This window comes from Pseudomonas sp. EL_65y_Pfl1_R83, assembly GCF_963970695.1.
GTDB classification, from domain to species: domain Bacteria; phylum Pseudomonadota; class Gammaproteobacteria; order Pseudomonadales; family Pseudomonadaceae; genus Aquipseudomonas; species Aquipseudomonas tritici.
The window spans coordinates 105,751-123,541 of sequence record NZ_CAXAQI010000004.1 but is presented as its reverse complement, the minus strand read 5'-3'; the positions used below and the strand labels follow the sequence as shown (position 1 = coordinate 123,541).

Here is a 17,791-nt window from a genome sequence, read left to right as displayed (position 1 = left end):
CGACTTCGCTGGTGTCGGCGGCGGCGGTCTGCAGGTCTGAAGACGCATTGCCAATGCGCTGCACCAACTGGGCGATCATGCCGAGGAACTGGTTGAACCAACCGGCCAAAGTGGCGGTTTCGTCCTTGCCTTGTACTTTGAGCTGACGGGTCAGGTCGCCTTCACCTTCGGCGATTTCCTGCAGGCCGTCGGCCACGCCGCGAATCGGGCGTACGATCACGCTGGCGAAACTGGCGCCGACAATCGCGAACACCAACGCCAATACCGCTGCGATGGCCCCAATTAACCACGTCAAGCGGGTGGCGCCGGCCATCACTTCATCACGCTTGATCAGGCCGATAAAGCGCCAGCCCAAGTCTTTGGAGCTGACCACGTTGGCCATGTAAGCCACGCCATCGATGTCGATTTGGGTCACGCCGTCGCCGCGCTTGGCCAGTTCGGCATAGTTGGGGCCCAAGTCGGCCAGGGGTTTGAAGTTGTGCTTGGCATCGCTGGGGTCGACCAGCACGTTGCCGTTGCCTTCCACCAGCATCAGGTAGCCGCTGTCACCGAGCTTGATGTTGCGCACCAGTTCGGTGAGTTGTTTGAGCGATACGTCCAGGCCGACCACGCCCAGGATGTTGCCCGTGGCGTCGGCGACGGTGTGCACGGTGCCGATCAGCACCACATCGTCCGGCGCCCAGTAATAGGCGCCGGTACGCACGGTGGCGCCCGGCGCGGCGATGGCCGCCTGGTACCAGGGCCGTACACGCGGGTCGTAGTTATTCAGTTTGGTGTCGTCGGGCCAACTGGCGTAGCCGCCGTCCTTCAAACCCAGGGACAGGTAGGCGGTGCTCGGATGGCTCTTGGCAAACTGGTCGAAAATCTCCAGCAGCTCTTTGTTGGTCGGGGTCAGCGGGAGTTGTGCAGCGTCGGCACCGGCGTAGCTCTTGAGATCCTTGGCCGCGACAACGCGCGGGTCCTTGGCCACAAAATCGACGTTCTGGCTGATACCGTCGAAGAATTGCTTCATGCCATTGTCGATCTGGCGGATCTCGCGGCCGCTGCTGTCGAGGAAATTGGCCAGGGCCCCCTCGCGCAGATTCATTACAACCAACACAGCGACCAAAATGACCGGGACGCACGCGATGGCGGCAAACGCCCAGGTCAGCTTTTGCTTGATATTCATGACTTCACCCGCGGGTATTTATAATTTTGGCAAGGAGAAAACAGTAGCGTCGAGCGTCGCATGTGTTGTTATGACGGGGGGTGTGGCCCATGCGTACCCCCTGTATATCGACTGCGGGGGCAAGCACTTGAGGCCGAAGGGCGTATTTAGCCGATGCGCTCGCCACCCAGCGCATCACGCTGCATCGACTGCAGGTTTTTTTCGATGGTTTCGCAGATGGTGTCCATCTGGATCTGATGTTCGCTGGAATTGAACGGGCTTTGCAGGTCGGTACCGATGCGCTCGATGGCCAGCAGCATGAAGCCCACCACCGTCGAGGCCAGCGGGGTGAACCACCCCAGGGACTCCACCAGGCCCACCGGCACGATCAGGCAGAACAGCGAAATAAACAATCGCGGGAAGTACACGTAAGGGTAGGGCAGCGGCGTGTTGGCGATTCGTTCCATGCCACCTTGGGCGTTGGACAGATCCACCAGGGTCGACTCCAGCCGCGCCAGGCGGATGCTGTCCAGGTGGCCACCCTTGTATTCCCTGGACAGCAATGCGGCGGAGCCGGTGAGGATGTCGTTGGCAAAGTTGTTGGTGGCGCCGTTGCGCGCAAACTCATCGCCGGGGATAAACGCCCGGACTTCCGCGGGACACGGCTGGCCCTTGAGGTGCGCGGCCAGGCAATTCACATAGGCCACATGGCGGCGCAGCAGGGTGGCCTTGACCGGGTTCACTTCGCCGGCGGGGTCATCGAGCAGGGTCAATACCTGGCGGGCAAAGCTGCGCGAGTTGTTGACCATTGCACCCCACAAGGTGCGGGCTTCCCACCAGCGGTTGTAGGCGCTGCTGTTACGGAAACTGATCAGCACCACCAGCGCCGAACCCAGCAGGGTCAGGGGCATCAGCGGCAGATTGATCTTGTAGGTGAGAAACAACATGAAGTCGACGGTGACGGCGACGTCCCACAGCAACAGCCAGAACAGGGCCCAGCCCACGTAGCCCATGGTCTTGATGATCAGTCGGTACTTTTTGAGAATGGCGGCTTTCAAACGCGGACCTCGCGGCGAGCAGTAAGCAACAGTGCCTAACTCGGACGCCCGTCGGCGGGGAAGGTTCGCCCCGTACCTGAATCGTTTAAGTTACATAGGTATCAACACTGCTCCGGAGCACTTATGAAAATCGGCGTGATTTCCGATACCCACGGATTACTGCGGCCAGAGGCCGTCGCAGCATTGCAGGGCTGTGAACAGATCATCCATGCCGGAGATATCGGCAGCCTGGATATTCTCGATCAATTAGCGCTGATCGCACCGCTTCACGTGGTGCGCGGCAATAACGATCAGGATGCTGCATGGGCGCAGTCGGTGCCCGATCATCTGACGATTGATGTGAACGGCTGGAAGGCGCTGTTGGTGCATGACATCGCCGATGTACCGGGGTTACTCGATTCACACACGCGGCTGGTGATCACCGGCCATTCGCACAAGCCGCTGATCGAGTGGCGCGGCGCAACGTTGTATGTGAACCCCGGCAGCGCAGGGCGGCGGCGCTTCAAGTTGCCGGTGACGTTGGCGTTGCTGGAGGTGCTGGAGACGTCCATCGAGGCGCGCTTGATCGCGCTGCTGGACTGAGTCGCGTTTTACCGCTGCGCAAGAATGGTTTGCAGCAATCCCGGGAACCGCTCATCAAGCAGATCGCCGCGCAACGAATTCAGATGAGTGGTGCCGGCACTGCGAGTCTGCACCAGCCCGGCATCGCGCAACACGCGGAAATGATGGGACATGCTCGACTTGGGACGCCCGCCGTCCAGTTCGCCGCAGGTGGCTTCGGGCACACCGGCCAGGCAGCGCACGATTTCCAGGCGCACCGGGTCACTCAGCGCGTACAGCAGGCGCTCGAGGGTCAGGTCTTCAAGGGGGGGGTGTTTAAAGGCTCGCATGAAACGAATCATAACAGGGGGGTATCATCGAATACCATAGTTCGATTACCATCGAACTATCGAATCATTCACTCGCTCCCGGAGTTCTCAATGCCCGCTTTGTTCGAACCGTTCAAACTCAAAGACGTCACCCTGCGCAATCGCATCGCCATCCCGCCAATGTGCCAATACATGGCCGATGATGGCATCGTCAACGACTGGCACCTCGTGCATCTGGCCAGTATGGCGCGTGGCGGCGCCGGGTTGCTGGTGGTCGAAGCCACCGCTGTAGCGCCTGAGGGGCGTATCACCCCAGGTTGCGCCGGTATCTGGAGTGACGCCCACGCTGAAGCGTTCGTGCCCATGGTCAAGGCCATCAAGGCCGCCGGCTCGGTGCCAGGCATCCAGATCGGCCACGCCGGCCGCAAAGCCAGCGCCAACCGCCCGTGGGAAGGTGACGACCACATGCCTGCTTCCGATGCGCGCAGCTGGGAAACCATCGCACCGTCGGCGATCGCCTTCGGTGCCAACCTGCCGCAAGTGCCACGCGCCATGACCCTGGACGACATCGCTCGGGTCAAGCAGGACTTCGTCGACGCCGCGCGCCGGGCCCGTGACGCCGGCTTCGAGTGGATCGAACTGCACTTCGCCCATGGTTACCTGGGCCAGAGCTTCTTCTCCGAGCATTCCAACCAGCGCACCGACGCCTACGGCGGCAGCTTTGACAACCGCAGCCGCTTCCTCCTGGAAACCCTGGCCGCCGTGCGCGAAGTCTGGCCAGAGAACCTGCCCCTGACCGCGCGTTTTGGCGTGATCGAATACGACGGCCGTGACGAGCAGACCCTTACCGAATCCATCGAACTGGCCCGCAACTTCAAGGCTGGCGGCCTGGACCTGCTGAGCGTCAGCGTCGGTTTTACCATCCCCGACACCCATATCCCGTGGGGCCCGGCCTTCATGGGCCCGATCGCCGAGCGCGTGCGCCGCGAAGCGGGCATCCCGGTGACCTCGGCCTGGGGCTTTGGCACGCCGCAACTGGCAGAAGGCGCGTTGCAGTCTGGGCACCTGGACCTGGTCTCGGTCGGTCGTGCGCACCTGGCTGACCCGCATTGGGCCTACTTTGCGGCCAAGGAACTGGGCGTGGAGAAATCCTCCTGGACGTTGCCGGCGCCTTACGCCCATTGGCTGGAGCGCTATCGCTAAGGTAAGCCAGGCAGTCTATAGGCCACTCAATTGAGTGGCTTTTTTTGTCTCGGCATTGATACAAAACGGATACCCAAAAAATAACGAATGAGAATAGATATCAAACGAGAATTCTTTGATATACCATGCGCGTCGAATTCTTGGCAGGTTTGCCGTCCTATCTGGCTCATTCACTAGGTGCAACATTCATGCGTCGTACCCTGATTTCCCTCTGTGTGCTTCAAGCTTTTTCGCCTTTTACCTGGGCAGAGGTTGTCTCTGCCGACAAGGCCAGTCTTGAGCTGCAAGCCACCAATGTCACGGGACAGGCGGACTACGAGACGGCTCAGGGGCCGGTCAAGGGCTACCACGCCACACGGTCAGCGAGTGCAACGCGCACCGATACCTCGATTCATGAAACGCCGCAGTCCATCACCGTGGTGTCCAAAGATGTGGTCGAGGACATCGGCGCCACCCGTTTGCAGGAAGCGCTGGACTACGCCGGTGGTGTCGGCCGCGCCAACAACTTCGGCGGGCAGGGCCTGACCACTTTTACCGTGCGCGGCTTTACCACTGGCGAGTTCTATCGCAACGGCTTTCCTGTAAACCGCGGCTACCCGGCCATGCCTGATGCCAACACGATCGAACGCCTTGAAGTGCTGCGTGGCCCGGCCACCATGCTCTACGGCCGTGGCGATCCCGGCGGTACCTTCAACGTGGTGTCCAAGCAGCCCCTGGCCGAGCGCACGGTCACATTGGGCAGCCAGTTGGATGATCAAGGCATGAAGCGCGGCACCCTGGATGCCTCCGGCCCGCTGGATGAGGAGGGCCGCCTGGCTTATCGCCTGAACGTGGTGGGCGAGGGCGGCGACACCTTCCGCGACCACGTCTCCACCGAACGCTACGGTGTGGCCCCGGTGCTGACCTGGCAAGCCACCGACGAAACCAAGGTGATCTTCGAAGGCGACTTCATACGCAACAACCACCCGCTGGATCGCGGCCTGACGCGCTTTGCCAACCAGCGCGGCACGCCGTCGCGCGACACCTTCTGGGGCGAAAAATACGCCGGCAACCTGCACAACGATAACAACATGGCGCAGTTGCGTTTCGAGCATATGCTCAACGACAACTGGACTCTGGGCGGAGGGTTCCAGTGGTTGGACGGCACGATGAAGGGCAATGGCGTGGAGGCAAACAACGCCAGCAGCCTCGGGGCCGACGGCCGCACCCTGCAGCGCAACTTCAACTACCGCAAGCTGGACTGGACCGACAAGGACTACCAGCTCAACCTGACCGGGCACTTCTCCACCGGGGGGCTGGAGCACACCTTGCTCACCGGTATCGAATACGAAGATTACGACTACAAGTCGATCATCCAGCGTTCCAGTGCTGCGTTCCCGATCGATATCTTCAACCCGGTCTATGGCCAGCCGCGTCCGGCGCTGACGCGCACGCCGACCCACGATAAAGAAAACCTCAAGACTTACGCCGCATTCGTCCAGGACCAGGTGGCATTGACCGACCGTTTGAAAGTCCTCGCGGGCGCGCGCTTTGAGCGGTTCGAGCACAAGTACAAATCCTACGTAACCGGCGTGCGCGACTGGAACGCCGCCGATAATGCTGTCACCCCGCGCGTCGGCGTGATGTACGACCTCACCGACACCGTCGCGATCTACGCTGATGCCGCCCGCTCCTTCAAGCCGAACACTGGCGCCAGCCGCCAGGGTGGCGGGTTCGAGCCGGAGAAGGGCAAGTCCTATGAGATGGGCGTGAAATGGGAAGCGCTGGATAAACAGCTGAGCGTCGACGCGGCGATCTACCAGATCGAAAAGAAAAACGTCCAAGGTGTCGACCCGCTCGACTCCGCTTTCAACGTCGCGACCGGTCAGGTGCGCAGCCGCGGCTTCGACCTGAACGTGGCCGGCAACCTGACGCCCGAGTGGCGGATGATCGGCGGCTATGCCTACGTGGATGCCGCCGTCACCAAGGACACGACAGTGCGTACCGGAACGCGTCTGGCCAACATCCCGCGCAACAGCTTCAGCCTGCTCAACGTGTATGAGTTCCAGGACGGCGCACTCAAGGGCCTGGGCCTTGGCGCCGGTGGAAAGTACGTGGCTGATCGTGCCGGGCAGACCAACAACTCCACGTTCACCATGGACGCTTACACAGTGGTCGACCTGCTCGGTTACTACAAGGTCAACGAAAACGTGCGGCTGAACCTGGATGTGAAGAACCTGTTTAACCGTGAGTACGAAGAGGGCTCGTTCCTGAACTTCTATGCCTACCCCGGCGAGCCGCGCACGGTGCAGGTGGGGATCTCCTACACCCTGTAGTAGCGGGACCCTATCCCGGTGGGAGCAGGCAAGCCAGCTCCCACATTAAAGCGGCGTGAGCACATTCATCACCGTATCCAATGCCACTCGCGTGTCATCCAACTGCACCAGCGACGCATGCCGCGCCCCAAGGGCGTCGCGGTTCTGGATCGCGGTAAGGATCGCCTTGTGCCGGGGCAGGCTCAGGCCCTGGATATCCGGGCGCTGGTTGGTGATGTTGATCGACTCGCGCAATGGCAGCGACAGCATGTTGCACATGTAGGCCAGCAGGTCGTTGCGGGTGGCGTCGGCAATGGCGCGGTGGAAGTCCAGGTCGGCCTGCAACAGCTGTTCGTGAGTCTGCGCGGTTTCCATGCCCTGGTAGGCTTTTTCGATGGTGGCGATGTCGTCATCGGTGGCGGTGGTTGCGGCCATGGCGGCAATTTCCGGTTCGAGGATGCGCCGCACACCGGCCAAGGTATTGAAAAACTCACTGTGGGGCGTGGACTGCATCAACCAGGACAACACGTCCGGGTCGAGCAGGTGCCATTTCAAGCGTGGCCGCACCACCGCGCCCACGCGCGGCTTGGAATACACCAGGCCCTTGGCGCTGAGCACCCGGGTCGCTTCGCGCAACACCGAGCGACTGACCTTGTACTCCTCGCAGAGCGTTGCCTCCATGGGCAGCCGTTCTTCGGGCTTGAAGCGACCGGAAACGATGTGCATGCCCAAGTCCTGAACGATCTGGGCATGCTGGCTCTTGCGCGGCTTGGGCGGCTGGTGATCCATAACGACAGGGATGCTCTGACTTAAATTCGCGGCATCATAGCATCCCAATTAGTGGGAATGCCGGGGGACTTCAGCCCCACGGCAACCCACCAGGAAGTCAAAGTCGCAACCCTGGTCGGCCTGCAGCACATGGTCGATGTACAACTGCCGGTAGCCGCCGACGATGAGCTTTTCAGGTGGCGCAAGGTCTGCCATGCGCGCCGCCAGTTCTGCGTCGGGGATGTCCAGGTGCAAACGGCCATTGGCGCAGTCGAGTTCGATCCAGTCGCCTTCCTTCACGGTGGCCAACGGTCCGCCGGCAGCGGCTTCCGGGGCCACGTGCAACACCACCGTGCCGTAGGCCGTGCCGCTCATGCGCGCGTCGGAAATTCGCACCATATCCGTCACACCCTGGGCCAGCAGCTTGGCCGGCAGGCCCATGTTGCCGACTTCGGCCATGCCTGGGTAACCCTTGGGGCCGCAGTTTTTCATGACCAGGATCGAGTTGGCGTCCACGTCCAGTTCCGGGTCGTTGATGCGCGCCTTGTACATGTCGAAGTTCTCGAACACCACCGCACGGCCGCGATGCTGCATCAGCTCGGCGCTGGCCGCCGAAGGCTTGAGCACCGCGCCCAATGGCGCCAGGTTGCCGCGCAGCACGCAGATGCCACCGTCGGCGCGGATCGGATTGTCGAGGGTACGGATCACCTCGTCCTGGCCGTAGATCGGCGAGTCCTTGGTGTTCTCGCCCAAGGTCTTGCCGTTGACGGTCAGGGCGTTCGGGTGCGGGATCAGGTTGGCTTCACCGAGGCGACGCAGCACGGCGGGCAGGCCACCGGCGTAGTAGAACTCTTCCATCAGGAAGCGCCCGGACGGTTGCAGGTCGACGATGGTCGGCATGCCACGACCGATGCGGGTCCAGTCGTCCAGGTCCAATTCAACGCCAATGCGCCCGGCGATGGCTTTCAAGTGAATCACGGCGTTGGTCGAACCACCGATGGCGGCGTTCACGCGGATTGCGTTTTCAAACGCCTCTTTGGTGAGGATCTTCGACAGTTTCAAGTCTTCGCGCACCATCTCCACGGCGCGCATGCCCGACATATGCGCCAATACATAACGCCGCGCATCCACCGCCGGGATTGCCGCGTTGTGGGGCAGCGAAGTACCGAGAGCCTCGGCCATACAGGCCATGGTCGACGCCGTGCCCATGGTGTTGCAGGTGCCTGCCGAACGCGACATGCCGCCCTCGGCCGCGAGGAAATCATCCAGCGTGATGGTGCCGGCCTTGACCTGTTCACTGAGCTGCCACACCACGGTGCCCGAGCCGATGTCCTGGCCCTTGTGCTTGCCGTTGAGCATCGGCCCACCGGTGACCACGATGGCCGGCACGTCACAACTGGCGGCGCCCATCAGCAGGGCCGGAGTGGTCTTGTCGCAGCCGGTCAGCAGCACCACACCGTCAATCGGGTTGCCGCGAATGGCTTCTTCCACGTCCATGCTCGCCAGGTTGCGGGTGAGCATGGCGGTAGGGCGCAGGTTCGATTCACCGTTGGAGAACACCGGGAATTCCACGGGGAAGCCACCGGCCTCAATCACGCCGCGTTTGACGTGGTCGGCGATCTGGCGGAAATGCGCGTTGCACGGCGTCAGCTCCGACCACGTGTTGCAGATGCCGATGATTGGCTTGCCATGGAACTGATGGTCGGCAATGCCCTGGTTCTTCATCCAGCTGCGGTACATGAAGCCGTTTTTGTCGGCAGTACCAAACCACTGGGCGGAGCGTAGGCCGGGCTTTTTATCAGACATGATCGATTCTCTTATTGTATGACTATATGTTCTATCTGCGCCTAAACATAAGCGCAAAATCGATGCTTTGGAAGAGTTGTTTTGCAAATAGTCATACTATATAGTCTGGCTTAACTGAGGTATGACCCTGGCGGATTTTCGCGAGAGGCGTCCCCCGAGCTTCTATAAAAACAACAATCGGAGATCGACCCCATGAGCCAGGAACTGCGGCTTATTCGGCGCATCACGCTGAAACTGATTCCCTTCCTGATCCTGCTGTACCTGATCGCCTACGTGGACCGCTCTGCCGTGGGTTTTGCCAAGCTGCACATGGGCGCCGACGTCGGTATCGGCGATGCGGCCTATGGCCTGGGCGCGGGGTTGTTCTTCATTGGCTACTTCCTTTTCGAGATCCCCAGCAACCTGATGCTCGACCGCTTCGGCGCACGGCGTTGGTTCGCGCGAATCATGATCACCTGGGGCGCCATCACCATCGGCATGGCCTTTGTGCAGGGTCCACACAGCTTCTATGTGATGCGCTTTCTGCTTGGCGCGGCGGAAGCGGGGTTCTTTCCGGGCGTTCTCTACTACATCACCCAATGGTTCCCGGTGCGCCATCGCGGCAAGATCCTCGGGCTGTTTATCCTGTCGCAACCCATCGCAATGATGATCACCGGCCCGGTATCCGGCGGGCTGCTAGGCATGGACGGCATCCTTGGTCTGCACGGCTGGCAGTGGCTGTTTATCGTGATCGGCAGCCCGGCGATCCTGCTCACCTGGCCGGTGCTGCGCTACCTGCCGGACGGCCCCAAGCACGTCAAATGGATGAGCGACGAGGAAAAAGCCTGGCTCGCCGGCGAGTTGAACAAAGACTTGCAAGCCTACGGCCAGACCCGTCACGGCAACCCGCTGCATGCCTTGAAAGACAAGCGCGTGTTGCTGCTGGCGCTGTTCTACCTGCCGGTGACCCTGAGCATTTATGGCCTGGGCCTGTGGTTACCGACGTTGATCAAACAGTTCGGCGGCAGTGATTTGACCACCGGCTTCATCTCCGCCGTGCCGTATATCTTCGGCATCATCGGCCTGCTGATCATCCCGCGCAGTTCCGACCGTTTGAACGATCGCTACGGCCACCTGGCGGTGCTTTATATACTCGGTGCCATCGGCCTGTTCTTCAGCGCATGGCTGAGCGTGCCGGTGCTGCAAATGGCGGCGCTGTGCCTGGCGGCGTTCGCGATGTTTTCTTGCACGGCGGTGTTCTGGACCTTGCCGGGTCGGTTTTTTGCCGGCGCCAGTGCGGCGGCGGGCATTGCCTTGATCAACTCGGTGGGCAACCTCGGCGGCTATATCGGTCCGTTCGTGATCGGTGCGCTCAAGGAATACACCGGCAACCTCGCCTCGGGCTTGTACTTCCTGTCCGGGGTCATGGTGTTCGGGCTGGTCTTGACCGGCGTGGTCTATCGCGTGCTGGAGCGCAAGCACGCACTGCCCGCCGATCAATTCGCCGCCAGCGCTCGTGGCGCCACACGTACTTAATCTGGGAGAAGTTTCATGCGTTTAGTTCAGTTCGAATTAAGCAATGGCGAGCGTCGGGTCGGCGTTGTAGAGGGCGACAGCCTGCGCGAAGTCCAGACGTCGCGCAGTGTGCGCGAATTGGCCCTGGCCGCCATCGAAGCGGGCGTCGGCCTGGCACAACAGGTGAACAGCCTCGGTCTGGGCGATAGCCACGACTACGCCGCACTGCTGGCCGAGCTGAAGATCCTGCCGCCGCTGGACCACCCGGACCCGGCGCACATGTTGATCAGCGGTACCGGCCTGACCCACCTGGGCAGCGCCTCGGCGCGGGACAAAATGCACCAGACCGGCGATGACACTGCACTGACCGACACCATGCGCATCTTCAAATGGGGCGTGGAGGGCGGCAAGCCAGCAGCGGGTCAGGCGGGCGTGCAACCGGAGTGGTTCTACAAAGGTGACGGCAGCATCGTCGTGCGTCCAGGCGCCGCCTTCCCGGTGCCACCGTTTGCCGAAGATGCCGGCGAAGAACCGGAGATCGGCGGCCTGTATGTGATCGGCCCGGACAGCAAGCCCTACCGTGTGGGTTTCGCGGTGGGCAACGAGTTCTCCGACCACATCATGGAGCGCAAGAATTACCTGTACCTGGCCCATTCCAAACTGCGCAGTTGCAGCTACGGCCCGGAGCTGCGCGTGGGCGAGTTGCCCCAGCACCTGGCGGGTACCAGCCGCCTCCTGCGTAACGGCAAGGAAATCTGGCGGAACGAATTCCTCAGCGGCGAGGCCAATATGTGCCACAGCCTGGAAAACCTCGAGTATCACCACTTCAAATACCGCCAGTTCCTCAAGCCCGGCGATGTGCACGTCCACTTTTTCGGCACCGCCACCTTGTCATTCGCCGACGGTATACGTACTCAACCGGGCGATGTGTTCGAGATCAGCCAAGCCGAGTTCGGCGCGCCATTGATCAACAGCGTCGGCAACAGCGATGCGGCATTCGAACCCGGCCACGTCATCACCCTTTAATGGAGAACCCCATGACCCAGTTCCTCGGCCACAACTACATCGGCGGCCAGCGCAGCGCCAACGGCAGCGTCAAACTGCAAAGCGTCGACGCCGCCACTGGCGAAGCCTTGCCCCAGGATTTCTACCAGGCTACCTCGGAAGAAGTCGACGCCGCCGCCAAGGCTGCCGCGCAGGCTTACCCTGCGTACCGTGCCATAAGTGCGGCGCGTCGCGCGCAGTTCCTGGACGCGGTGGCCGATGAGCTGGACGCGTTGGGCGATGACTTTGTCGAGCTGGTCTGCCGCGAAACCGCGCTGCCGGCTGCGCGTATCAAGGGCGAGCGTGGGCGCACCAGCGGCCAGATGCGCCTGTTCGCGACCGTGCTGCGTCGCGGTGATTTCTACGGCGCGCGTATCGACAAGGCGCTGCCGGATCGCCAGCCGATGCCTCGCCCGGATTTGCGCCAATACCGTATCGGCCTCGGGCCGGTTGCGGTGTTCGGCGCGAGCAACTTTCCCCTGGCCTTTTCCACGGCGGGCGGCGACACCGCAGCCGCACTGGCGGCGGGCTGCCCGGTCGTCTTCAAGGCCCATAGTGGGCATATGGCGACCGCCGAGCGGGTGGCCGATGCGATCATTCGGGCGGCCGAAAGCACCGAGATGCCGGCCGGCGTGTTCAATATGATCTTCGGCGGTGGCGTCGGTGAAGCGCTGGTCAAGCACCCGGCGATCCAGGCCGTAGGCTTCACGGGTTCGCTCAAGGGCGGGCGTGCCTTGTGCGACATGGCCGCGGCACGTGCGCAGCCGATCCCTGTGTTTGCCGAAATGTCGAGCATCAACCCGGTGATCGTGCTGCCCCAGGCCCTCACAGCACGGGCTGAAAGTGTTGCTCGTGACCTGACCGCCTCGGTAGTGCAAGGCTGCGGCCAGTTCTGCACCAACCCAGGCCTGGTGATCGGTATCGCTTCGCCTGCATTCACGGCGTTTACTCAACAAGTTGCGCAACTGATCGGTGATCAACCGGCGCAGACCATGCTCAACGCCGGCACCCTGGGCAGCTACGGCAAAGGCCTGGAAAAACTTCTGGCGCACCCCGGCATCCAGCACCTCGCGGGCAGCGCTCAGGCCGGTAACCAGGCACACCCGCAATTGTTCAAGGCCGATGTGCGCCTGTTGATCGACGGCGATGAAGTGCTGCAGGAAGAAGTGTTCGGCCCCACCACGGTATTTGTCGAAGTCGCCGACCAGGCCCAACTCAGCGCCGCCTTACATGGCCTGCACGGTCAATTGACGGCGACGATCATTGGCGAGCCGGCCGACCTGCAACAGTTCGCCGAACTCACGCCACTGCTCGAACAGAAAGTCGGGCGCATCCTGCTCAACGGCTACCCGACCGGTGTGGAAGTCTGCGATTCGATGGTGCACGGCGGGCCGTACCCCGCGACTTCCGATGCGCGTGGCACCTCGGTCGGTACCCTGGCCATCGACCGTTTCCTGCGCCCGGTGTGCTTCCAGAATTACCCTGATAGCCTGCTGCCCGACGCGTTGAAAAACGCTAACCCGTTGCGTATCCAGCGGCTCGTGGATGGCACGCCTTCACGCGACGCGCTGTAAAAACAACAATGAAGCAGGAGGTTTCATGTCGCTGAGCGCCGTCACCGCGCACCGTGCGCAATTGGGGGAGGGCCCGTTCTGGGACGTGCCCACCCAGGCCCTGTACTGGGTCAATATTGCCGGCAAACAGGCATTGCGCCTGATGGACGGGCAGTTACAGGTCTGGCAATTGCCCGAGCATGTCTCGGCGTTTATCCCGTGTGAAAGCGGCGATGCTGTGGTGACCTTGAGCAGCGGCGTGTACCGCCTGGACCTGGTCACCGAAGCCTTGACCCTGATGTGTGTGGCCGACCCGCAACCGGGCAATCGTGGCAATGAAGCGCGCTGCGATGCCCAGGGCCGTCTGTGGCTGGGCACTATGCAGAACAACATTGGCGAGCAGGGCGAAGACCTGCCCATCACCCGACGCTCCGGCGGCCTGTTTTGCATTGATGCCGATGCGCAGGTCACGCCGTTGCTGAGTGGCCTGGGCATTCCCAACACCTTGCTGTGGAGCGATGACGGCCGCCACGTGCATTTTGGCGACAGCATGGAGGGCACGCTGTACCGGCATGGGATTCTGCCGAACGGGCAACTCGAACCCGCGCACGTCTGGTTCGGCCCCCATGAACGTGGCGGGCCGGACGGCTCGGCCATGGACGTCGAAGGCTATATCTGGAACGCGCGCTGGGACGGCAGTTGCCTGCTGCGCCTCACGCCTGGTGGTGAGGTGGACCGCATCATCGAGCTGCCCGTGAGCCGCCCCACCAGTTGCGTATTTGGCGGCCCGAACCTCACCACCCTCTATATCACCAGTGCCGCCAGCCCGTTGGATCACCCTTTGGACGGCGCCGTGCTGGCCATTGAGGTTGACGTGCCAGGCAAGCCCTGTCACCGCTTTGCCGGCTAAATCCCGATTTTAAAAACAACAACAAGGAGTCACCTGTATGAATCGTCGTCGAGGTTTGCGTTCCCTGTGCTGCGCCGCTGTGGCGGTTTCGGCCATGAGCCTGAGCGGGCTGCTGCTGGCCGCTGAGGAAGTGAAGATCGGTTTTCTGGTCAAGCAGGCTGAAGAACCGTGGTTCCAGACCGAATGGGCCTTTGCCGAAAAAGCCGGCAAGGAGCATGGCTTCACCGTGATCAAGATCGCCGTGCCCGACGGCGAAAAAACCCTGTCGGCTATCGACAGCCTGGCGGCCAACGGCGCCAAAGGCTTTGTGATTTGCCCGCCGGACGTGTCCCTGGGCCCGGCCATTGTCGCCAAGGCCAAGGCCAACGGCTTGAAAGTGATTGCTGTGGATGACCGCTTCGTCGACGCCAAAGGCGCCTTCATGGAAGACGTGCCGTACCTGGGTATGGCTGCGTTTGAAGTCGGCCAGAAGCAGGGGGCGGCCATGGCCGCCGAAGCTAAAAAACGCGGCTGGGACTGGAAGGACACCTATGCGGTGATCAACACCTTCAACGAGCTCGACACCGGTAAAAAACGCACCGACGGATCGATACAGTCCCTGAAAGAGGCCGGCATTCCTGACGACCATATTCTCACCGCTGCGCTTAAAACCCTCGACGTACCAGGCAGCATGGACGCCACCAACTCGGCGCTGGTCAAGCTGCCCAGCGGCGCGAAAAACCTGATCATCGGTGGCATGAACGACAACACCGTACTCGGCGGCGTACGCGCGACCGAAAGCGCCGGCTTCAAAGCCGCCAATGTGATCGGCATCGGCATCAATGGCACCGACGCTATCGGTGAACTGAAGAAAGCCAACAGCGGCTTCTTCGGTTCGATGCTGCCTAGCCCGCACATCGAGGGCTACAACACCGCGCTGATGATGTACGAGTGGGTCACCAAAGGCACCGAGCCGCCGAAGTACACCGCCATGGACGAAGTGACCCTGATCACCCGCGAAAACTTCAAGCAGGAGCTGGAAAAGATCGGCCTGTGGAAATAAGGCAGTTCGCTTTCCTCGGCAGCCCCGGCAACAGGGCTGCCTGATCGGTGTGATGAGGTGGTTATGCACGCGCAAGTCAATGAACAACAACACACTGCCGGCGCCAGTCTGCGTTTTGACGGCATCGGTAAAACCTTTCCCGCGGTCAAGGCGCTGGATGGCATCAGCTTCACCGCCCACCCTGGGCAGGTGCATGCCTTGATGGGCGAGAACGGCGCGGGCAAGTCGACGCTGCTGAAGATCCTCGGCGGCGCCTACATCCCCAACAGCGGCACGCTGCAAATCGGCGAGCAGACCATGGCGTTCAAGAACGCGGCGGACAGCATCGCCAGCGGCGTGGCGGTGATCCACCAGGAGCTGCATCTGGTGCCGGAAATGACCGTGGCCGAGAACCTGTTCCTCGGGCATTTGCCGTCGCGTTTTGGGGTGGTCAATCGGGCGCTGCTGCGCAAGCAGGCCTTGGCTTGCCTCAAGGGCCTGGCGGATGAAATCGACCCGGATGAAAAGCTCGGCCGCCTGTCCCTGGGCCAACGCCAACTGGTGGAAATCGCCAAGGCGTTGTCCCGTGGTGCGCATGTGATCGCGTTTGATGAACCCACCAGCAGCCTGTCGGCGCGGGAGATCGACCGCTTGATGGCGATCATCACGCGCCTGCGCGATGAGGGCAAAGTGGTGCTCTACGTGTCGCACCGCATGGAAGAAGTGTTCCGCATCTGCAACGCGGTCACGGTGTTCAAGGATGGCCGCTACGTGCGCACCTTCGAGGACATGAGCGCGCTGACCCATGACCAGTTGGTGACCTGCATGGTCGGGCGCGATATCCAGGACATTTACGACTACCGCCCACGTGAGCACGGCGAGGTCGCGCTCAAGGTCGATGGCCTGCTCGGCCCCGGCCTGCGTGAGCCGATCAGTTTCAACGTGCGCAAGGGCGAGATTCTCGGCTTGTTCGGGTTGGTGGGGGCTGGGCGTACCGAGTTGTTCCGCCTGCTCAGCGGCTTGGAGCGTGCGGGCGCCGGTCAACTGGAGCTCTGCGGTCAAGCACTGCAACTGCGCTCACCGCGCGATGCCATCGCCGCGGGCGTGCTGCTGTGCCCGGAAGACCGCAAGAAGGAAGGCATCATTCCGCTGTCCAGCGTCGCCGAGAACATCAATATCAGCGCACGCGGCACTCACTCCCGGTTCGGCTGGCTGTTGCGCGAGGGGTGGGAGAAGGGCAACGCCGACCAGCAAATCAAGGCGATGAAGGTCAAAACGCCCAACGCGGCGCAGAAAATCATGTACCTGTCCGGCGGCAATCAGCAGAAGGCCATTCTTGGCCGCTGGCTGTCGATGCCGATGAAAGTCCTGCTGCTGGACGAGCCTACCCGTGGCATCGATATCGGCGCCAAGGCCGAGATCTACCAGATCATCCATAACCTCGCCGCCCAAGGCATTGCAGTCATTGTGGTGTCCAGCGACCTGATGGAAGTGATGGGCATCTCCGACCGCATCCTGGTGCTGTGCGAAGGCGCACTGCGGGGTGAGCAAACCCGCGAGCACGCGACTGAATCCAACCTGCTGCAACTGGCTTTGCCGCGCAGCCTGGCGAACTGAGAGACGACTATGACAACCCAAGACAACGCGTTGCCCTCGGCACGCAAACCCCTGGACATGCGCGCACTGCTCGACAACTGGGCGATGCTGATGGCCGCGGTGGGCATCTTCCTGCTGTGCGCCTTGCTCATCGACAACTTCCTCTCGCCGCTGAACATGCGCGGTCTGGGCCTGGCGATTTCCACGGTGGGCATCGCCGCCTGCACCATGCTGTTTTGCCTGGCGTCGGGGCACTTCGACTTGTCGGTGGGCTCGGTAATTGCCTGCGCCGGGGTGGTGGCGGCGATTGTGATGCGCGACACCGACAGCGTCATGCTCGGTATCGGCGCCGCCTTGCTGATGGGCCTGGTTGTGGGGCTGATCAATGGCATCGTGATTGCCAAGCTGCGGGTCAATGCGCTGATTACCACGCTGGCGACCATGCAGATCGTGCGCGGGCTGGCGTACATCTTCGCCAACGGCAAGGCGGTGGGGGTGTCCGAGGAGCAGTTCTTTATCTTCGGTAACGGCCAACTGCTGGGCGTGCCGGTGCCGATCCTGATTACCATCCTGTGCTTCGTGTTTTTCGGCTGGCTGCTCAATTACACCACCTATGGGCGCAACACCTTGGCCATCGGCGGCAACCCGGAAGCGGCGTTGCTGGCGGGTGTAAACGTTGATCGCACCAAGATCCTGATATTTGCCGTGCACGGTGTGATCGGCGCCCTGGCCGGGGTGATCCTGGCCTCGCGCATGACCTCCGGCCAGCCGATGATCGGCCAGGGTTTTGAGCTGACGGTGATCTCGGCATGTGTGTTGGGCGGGGTGTCGTTGAGTGGTGGGGTTGGCATGATTCGCCATGTGATTGCCGGCGTGTTGATTTTGGCGATCATTGAGAACGCGATGAACCTGAAGAACATCGACACGTTTTATCAGTACGTGATTCGCGGCTCGATCCTGCTGCTGGCGGTGGTCATCGACCGCATGAAACAACGCTGAACCCTTGCCATGTGAAGCTCAAATGTGGG

General features: G+C 61.8%; 14 protein-coding genes and 1 pseudogene. 10 read left to right on the top strand and 5 right to left on the bottom strand.

Features of this window, described 5'->3' with window-relative positions; translation table 11 throughout:
- Positions 1-85: 85 nt before the first annotated feature.
- A pseudogene (locus AACY08_RS30375) lies at positions 86-1,087 on the bottom strand (cache domain-containing protein); the annotation flags it as partial.
- A gap of 227 nt (positions 1,088-1,314) precedes the next feature.
- A complete protein-coding gene (locus AACY08_RS07075; protein ID WP_339468771.1) occupies positions 1,315-2,205 on the bottom strand; it encodes a bestrophin family protein in 891 nt (296 codons plus the stop codon).
- Between the two features lie 123 nt (positions 2,206-2,328).
- On the opposite strand from AACY08_RS07075, the gene AACY08_RS07070 reads away from it, so the two are divergent.
- Positions 2,329-2,787: a metallophosphoesterase family protein gene (locus AACY08_RS07070; RefSeq protein ID WP_339468770.1), complete on the top strand. Its 459-nt coding sequence runs from the start codon at positions 2,329-2,331 to the stop codon at positions 2,785-2,787.
- 8 nt (positions 2,788-2,795) lie between these two features.
- On the opposite strand, the gene AACY08_RS07065 is transcribed toward AACY08_RS07070, so the two are convergent.
- Entirely contained in the window at positions 2,796-3,107 is a 312-nt protein-coding gene (locus AACY08_RS07065) for an ArsR/SmtB family transcription factor (RefSeq protein WP_339419343.1), read from the bottom strand.
- Positions 3,108-3,185: 78 nt separating this feature from the next.
- Between AACY08_RS07065 and AACY08_RS07060 the strand changes: the two genes are divergently transcribed.
- On the top strand, positions 3,186-4,277 hold the full coding sequence (locus AACY08_RS07060) for an NADH:flavin oxidoreductase/NADH oxidase (RefSeq protein WP_339468768.1): 1,092 nt from the start codon (positions 3,186-3,188) through the stop codon (positions 4,275-4,277).
- Positions 4,278-4,465: 188 nt separating this feature from the next.
- Positions 4,466-6,592, top strand: coding sequence for a TonB-dependent siderophore receptor (locus AACY08_RS07055; RefSeq protein ID WP_339468767.1), 2,127 nt, complete (start codon positions 4,466-4,468; stop codon positions 6,590-6,592).
- 45 nt (positions 6,593-6,637) lie between these two features.
- Here AACY08_RS07055 and AACY08_RS07050 read toward each other — a convergent pair whose 3' ends face one another.
- A complete protein-coding gene (locus AACY08_RS07050) occupies positions 6,638-7,360 on the bottom strand; it encodes a FadR/GntR family transcriptional regulator (RefSeq protein WP_339419340.1) in 723 nt (240 codons plus the stop codon).
- A 48-nt stretch (positions 7,361-7,408) separates the two neighbouring features.
- A complete protein-coding gene (locus AACY08_RS07045) occupies positions 7,409-9,145 on the bottom strand; it encodes an IlvD/Edd family dehydratase (protein ID WP_339419338.1) in 1,737 nt (578 codons plus the stop codon).
- A 192-nt stretch (positions 9,146-9,337) separates the two neighbouring features.
- Between AACY08_RS07045 and AACY08_RS07040 the strand changes: the two genes are divergently transcribed.
- The 7 genes from AACY08_RS07040 (at position 9,338) to araH (ending at position 17,762) form a co-directional block, all read left to right on the top strand.
- Complete coding sequence (locus AACY08_RS07040; RefSeq protein WP_339468766.1) at positions 9,338-10,660, top strand: MFS transporter; 1,323 nt, start codon at positions 9,338-9,340, stop codon at positions 10,658-10,660.
- Between the two features lie 15 nt (positions 10,661-10,675).
- Positions 10,676-11,665 (top strand): AraD1 family protein, encoded by a 990-nt coding sequence (gene araD1 / locus AACY08_RS07035; RefSeq protein ID WP_339468765.1) that lies wholly within the window; start codon positions 10,676-10,678, stop codon positions 11,663-11,665.
- 11 nt (positions 11,666-11,676) lie between these two features.
- Positions 11,677-13,257: an aldehyde dehydrogenase (NADP(+)) gene (locus AACY08_RS07030; RefSeq protein WP_339468764.1), complete on the top strand. Its 1,581-nt coding sequence runs from the start codon at positions 11,677-11,679 to the stop codon at positions 13,255-13,257.
- A 25-nt stretch (positions 13,258-13,282) separates the two neighbouring features.
- On the top strand, positions 13,283-14,146 hold the full coding sequence (locus AACY08_RS07025) for an SMP-30/gluconolactonase/LRE family protein (protein WP_339468763.1): 864 nt from the start codon (positions 13,283-13,285) through the stop codon (positions 14,144-14,146).
- Positions 14,147-14,183: 37 nt separating this feature from the next.
- The gene (locus AACY08_RS07020) at positions 14,184-15,188 is read left to right on the top strand and encodes a substrate-binding domain-containing protein (protein WP_339419328.1); all 1,005 of its coding nucleotides are present in this window, start codon (positions 14,184-14,186) and stop codon (positions 15,186-15,188) included.
- 63 nt (positions 15,189-15,251) lie between these two features.
- Positions 15,252-16,784, top strand: coding sequence for an L-arabinose ABC transporter ATP-binding protein AraG (gene araG, locus AACY08_RS07015; protein WP_339468762.1), 1,533 nt, complete (start codon positions 15,252-15,254; stop codon positions 16,782-16,784).
- Positions 16,785-16,793: 9 nt separating this feature from the next.
- Positions 16,794-17,762 (top strand): L-arabinose ABC transporter permease AraH, encoded by a 969-nt coding sequence (gene araH / locus AACY08_RS07010; protein WP_339468761.1) that lies wholly within the window; start codon positions 16,794-16,796, stop codon positions 17,760-17,762.
- Positions 17,763-17,791 lie beyond the last annotated feature (29 nt).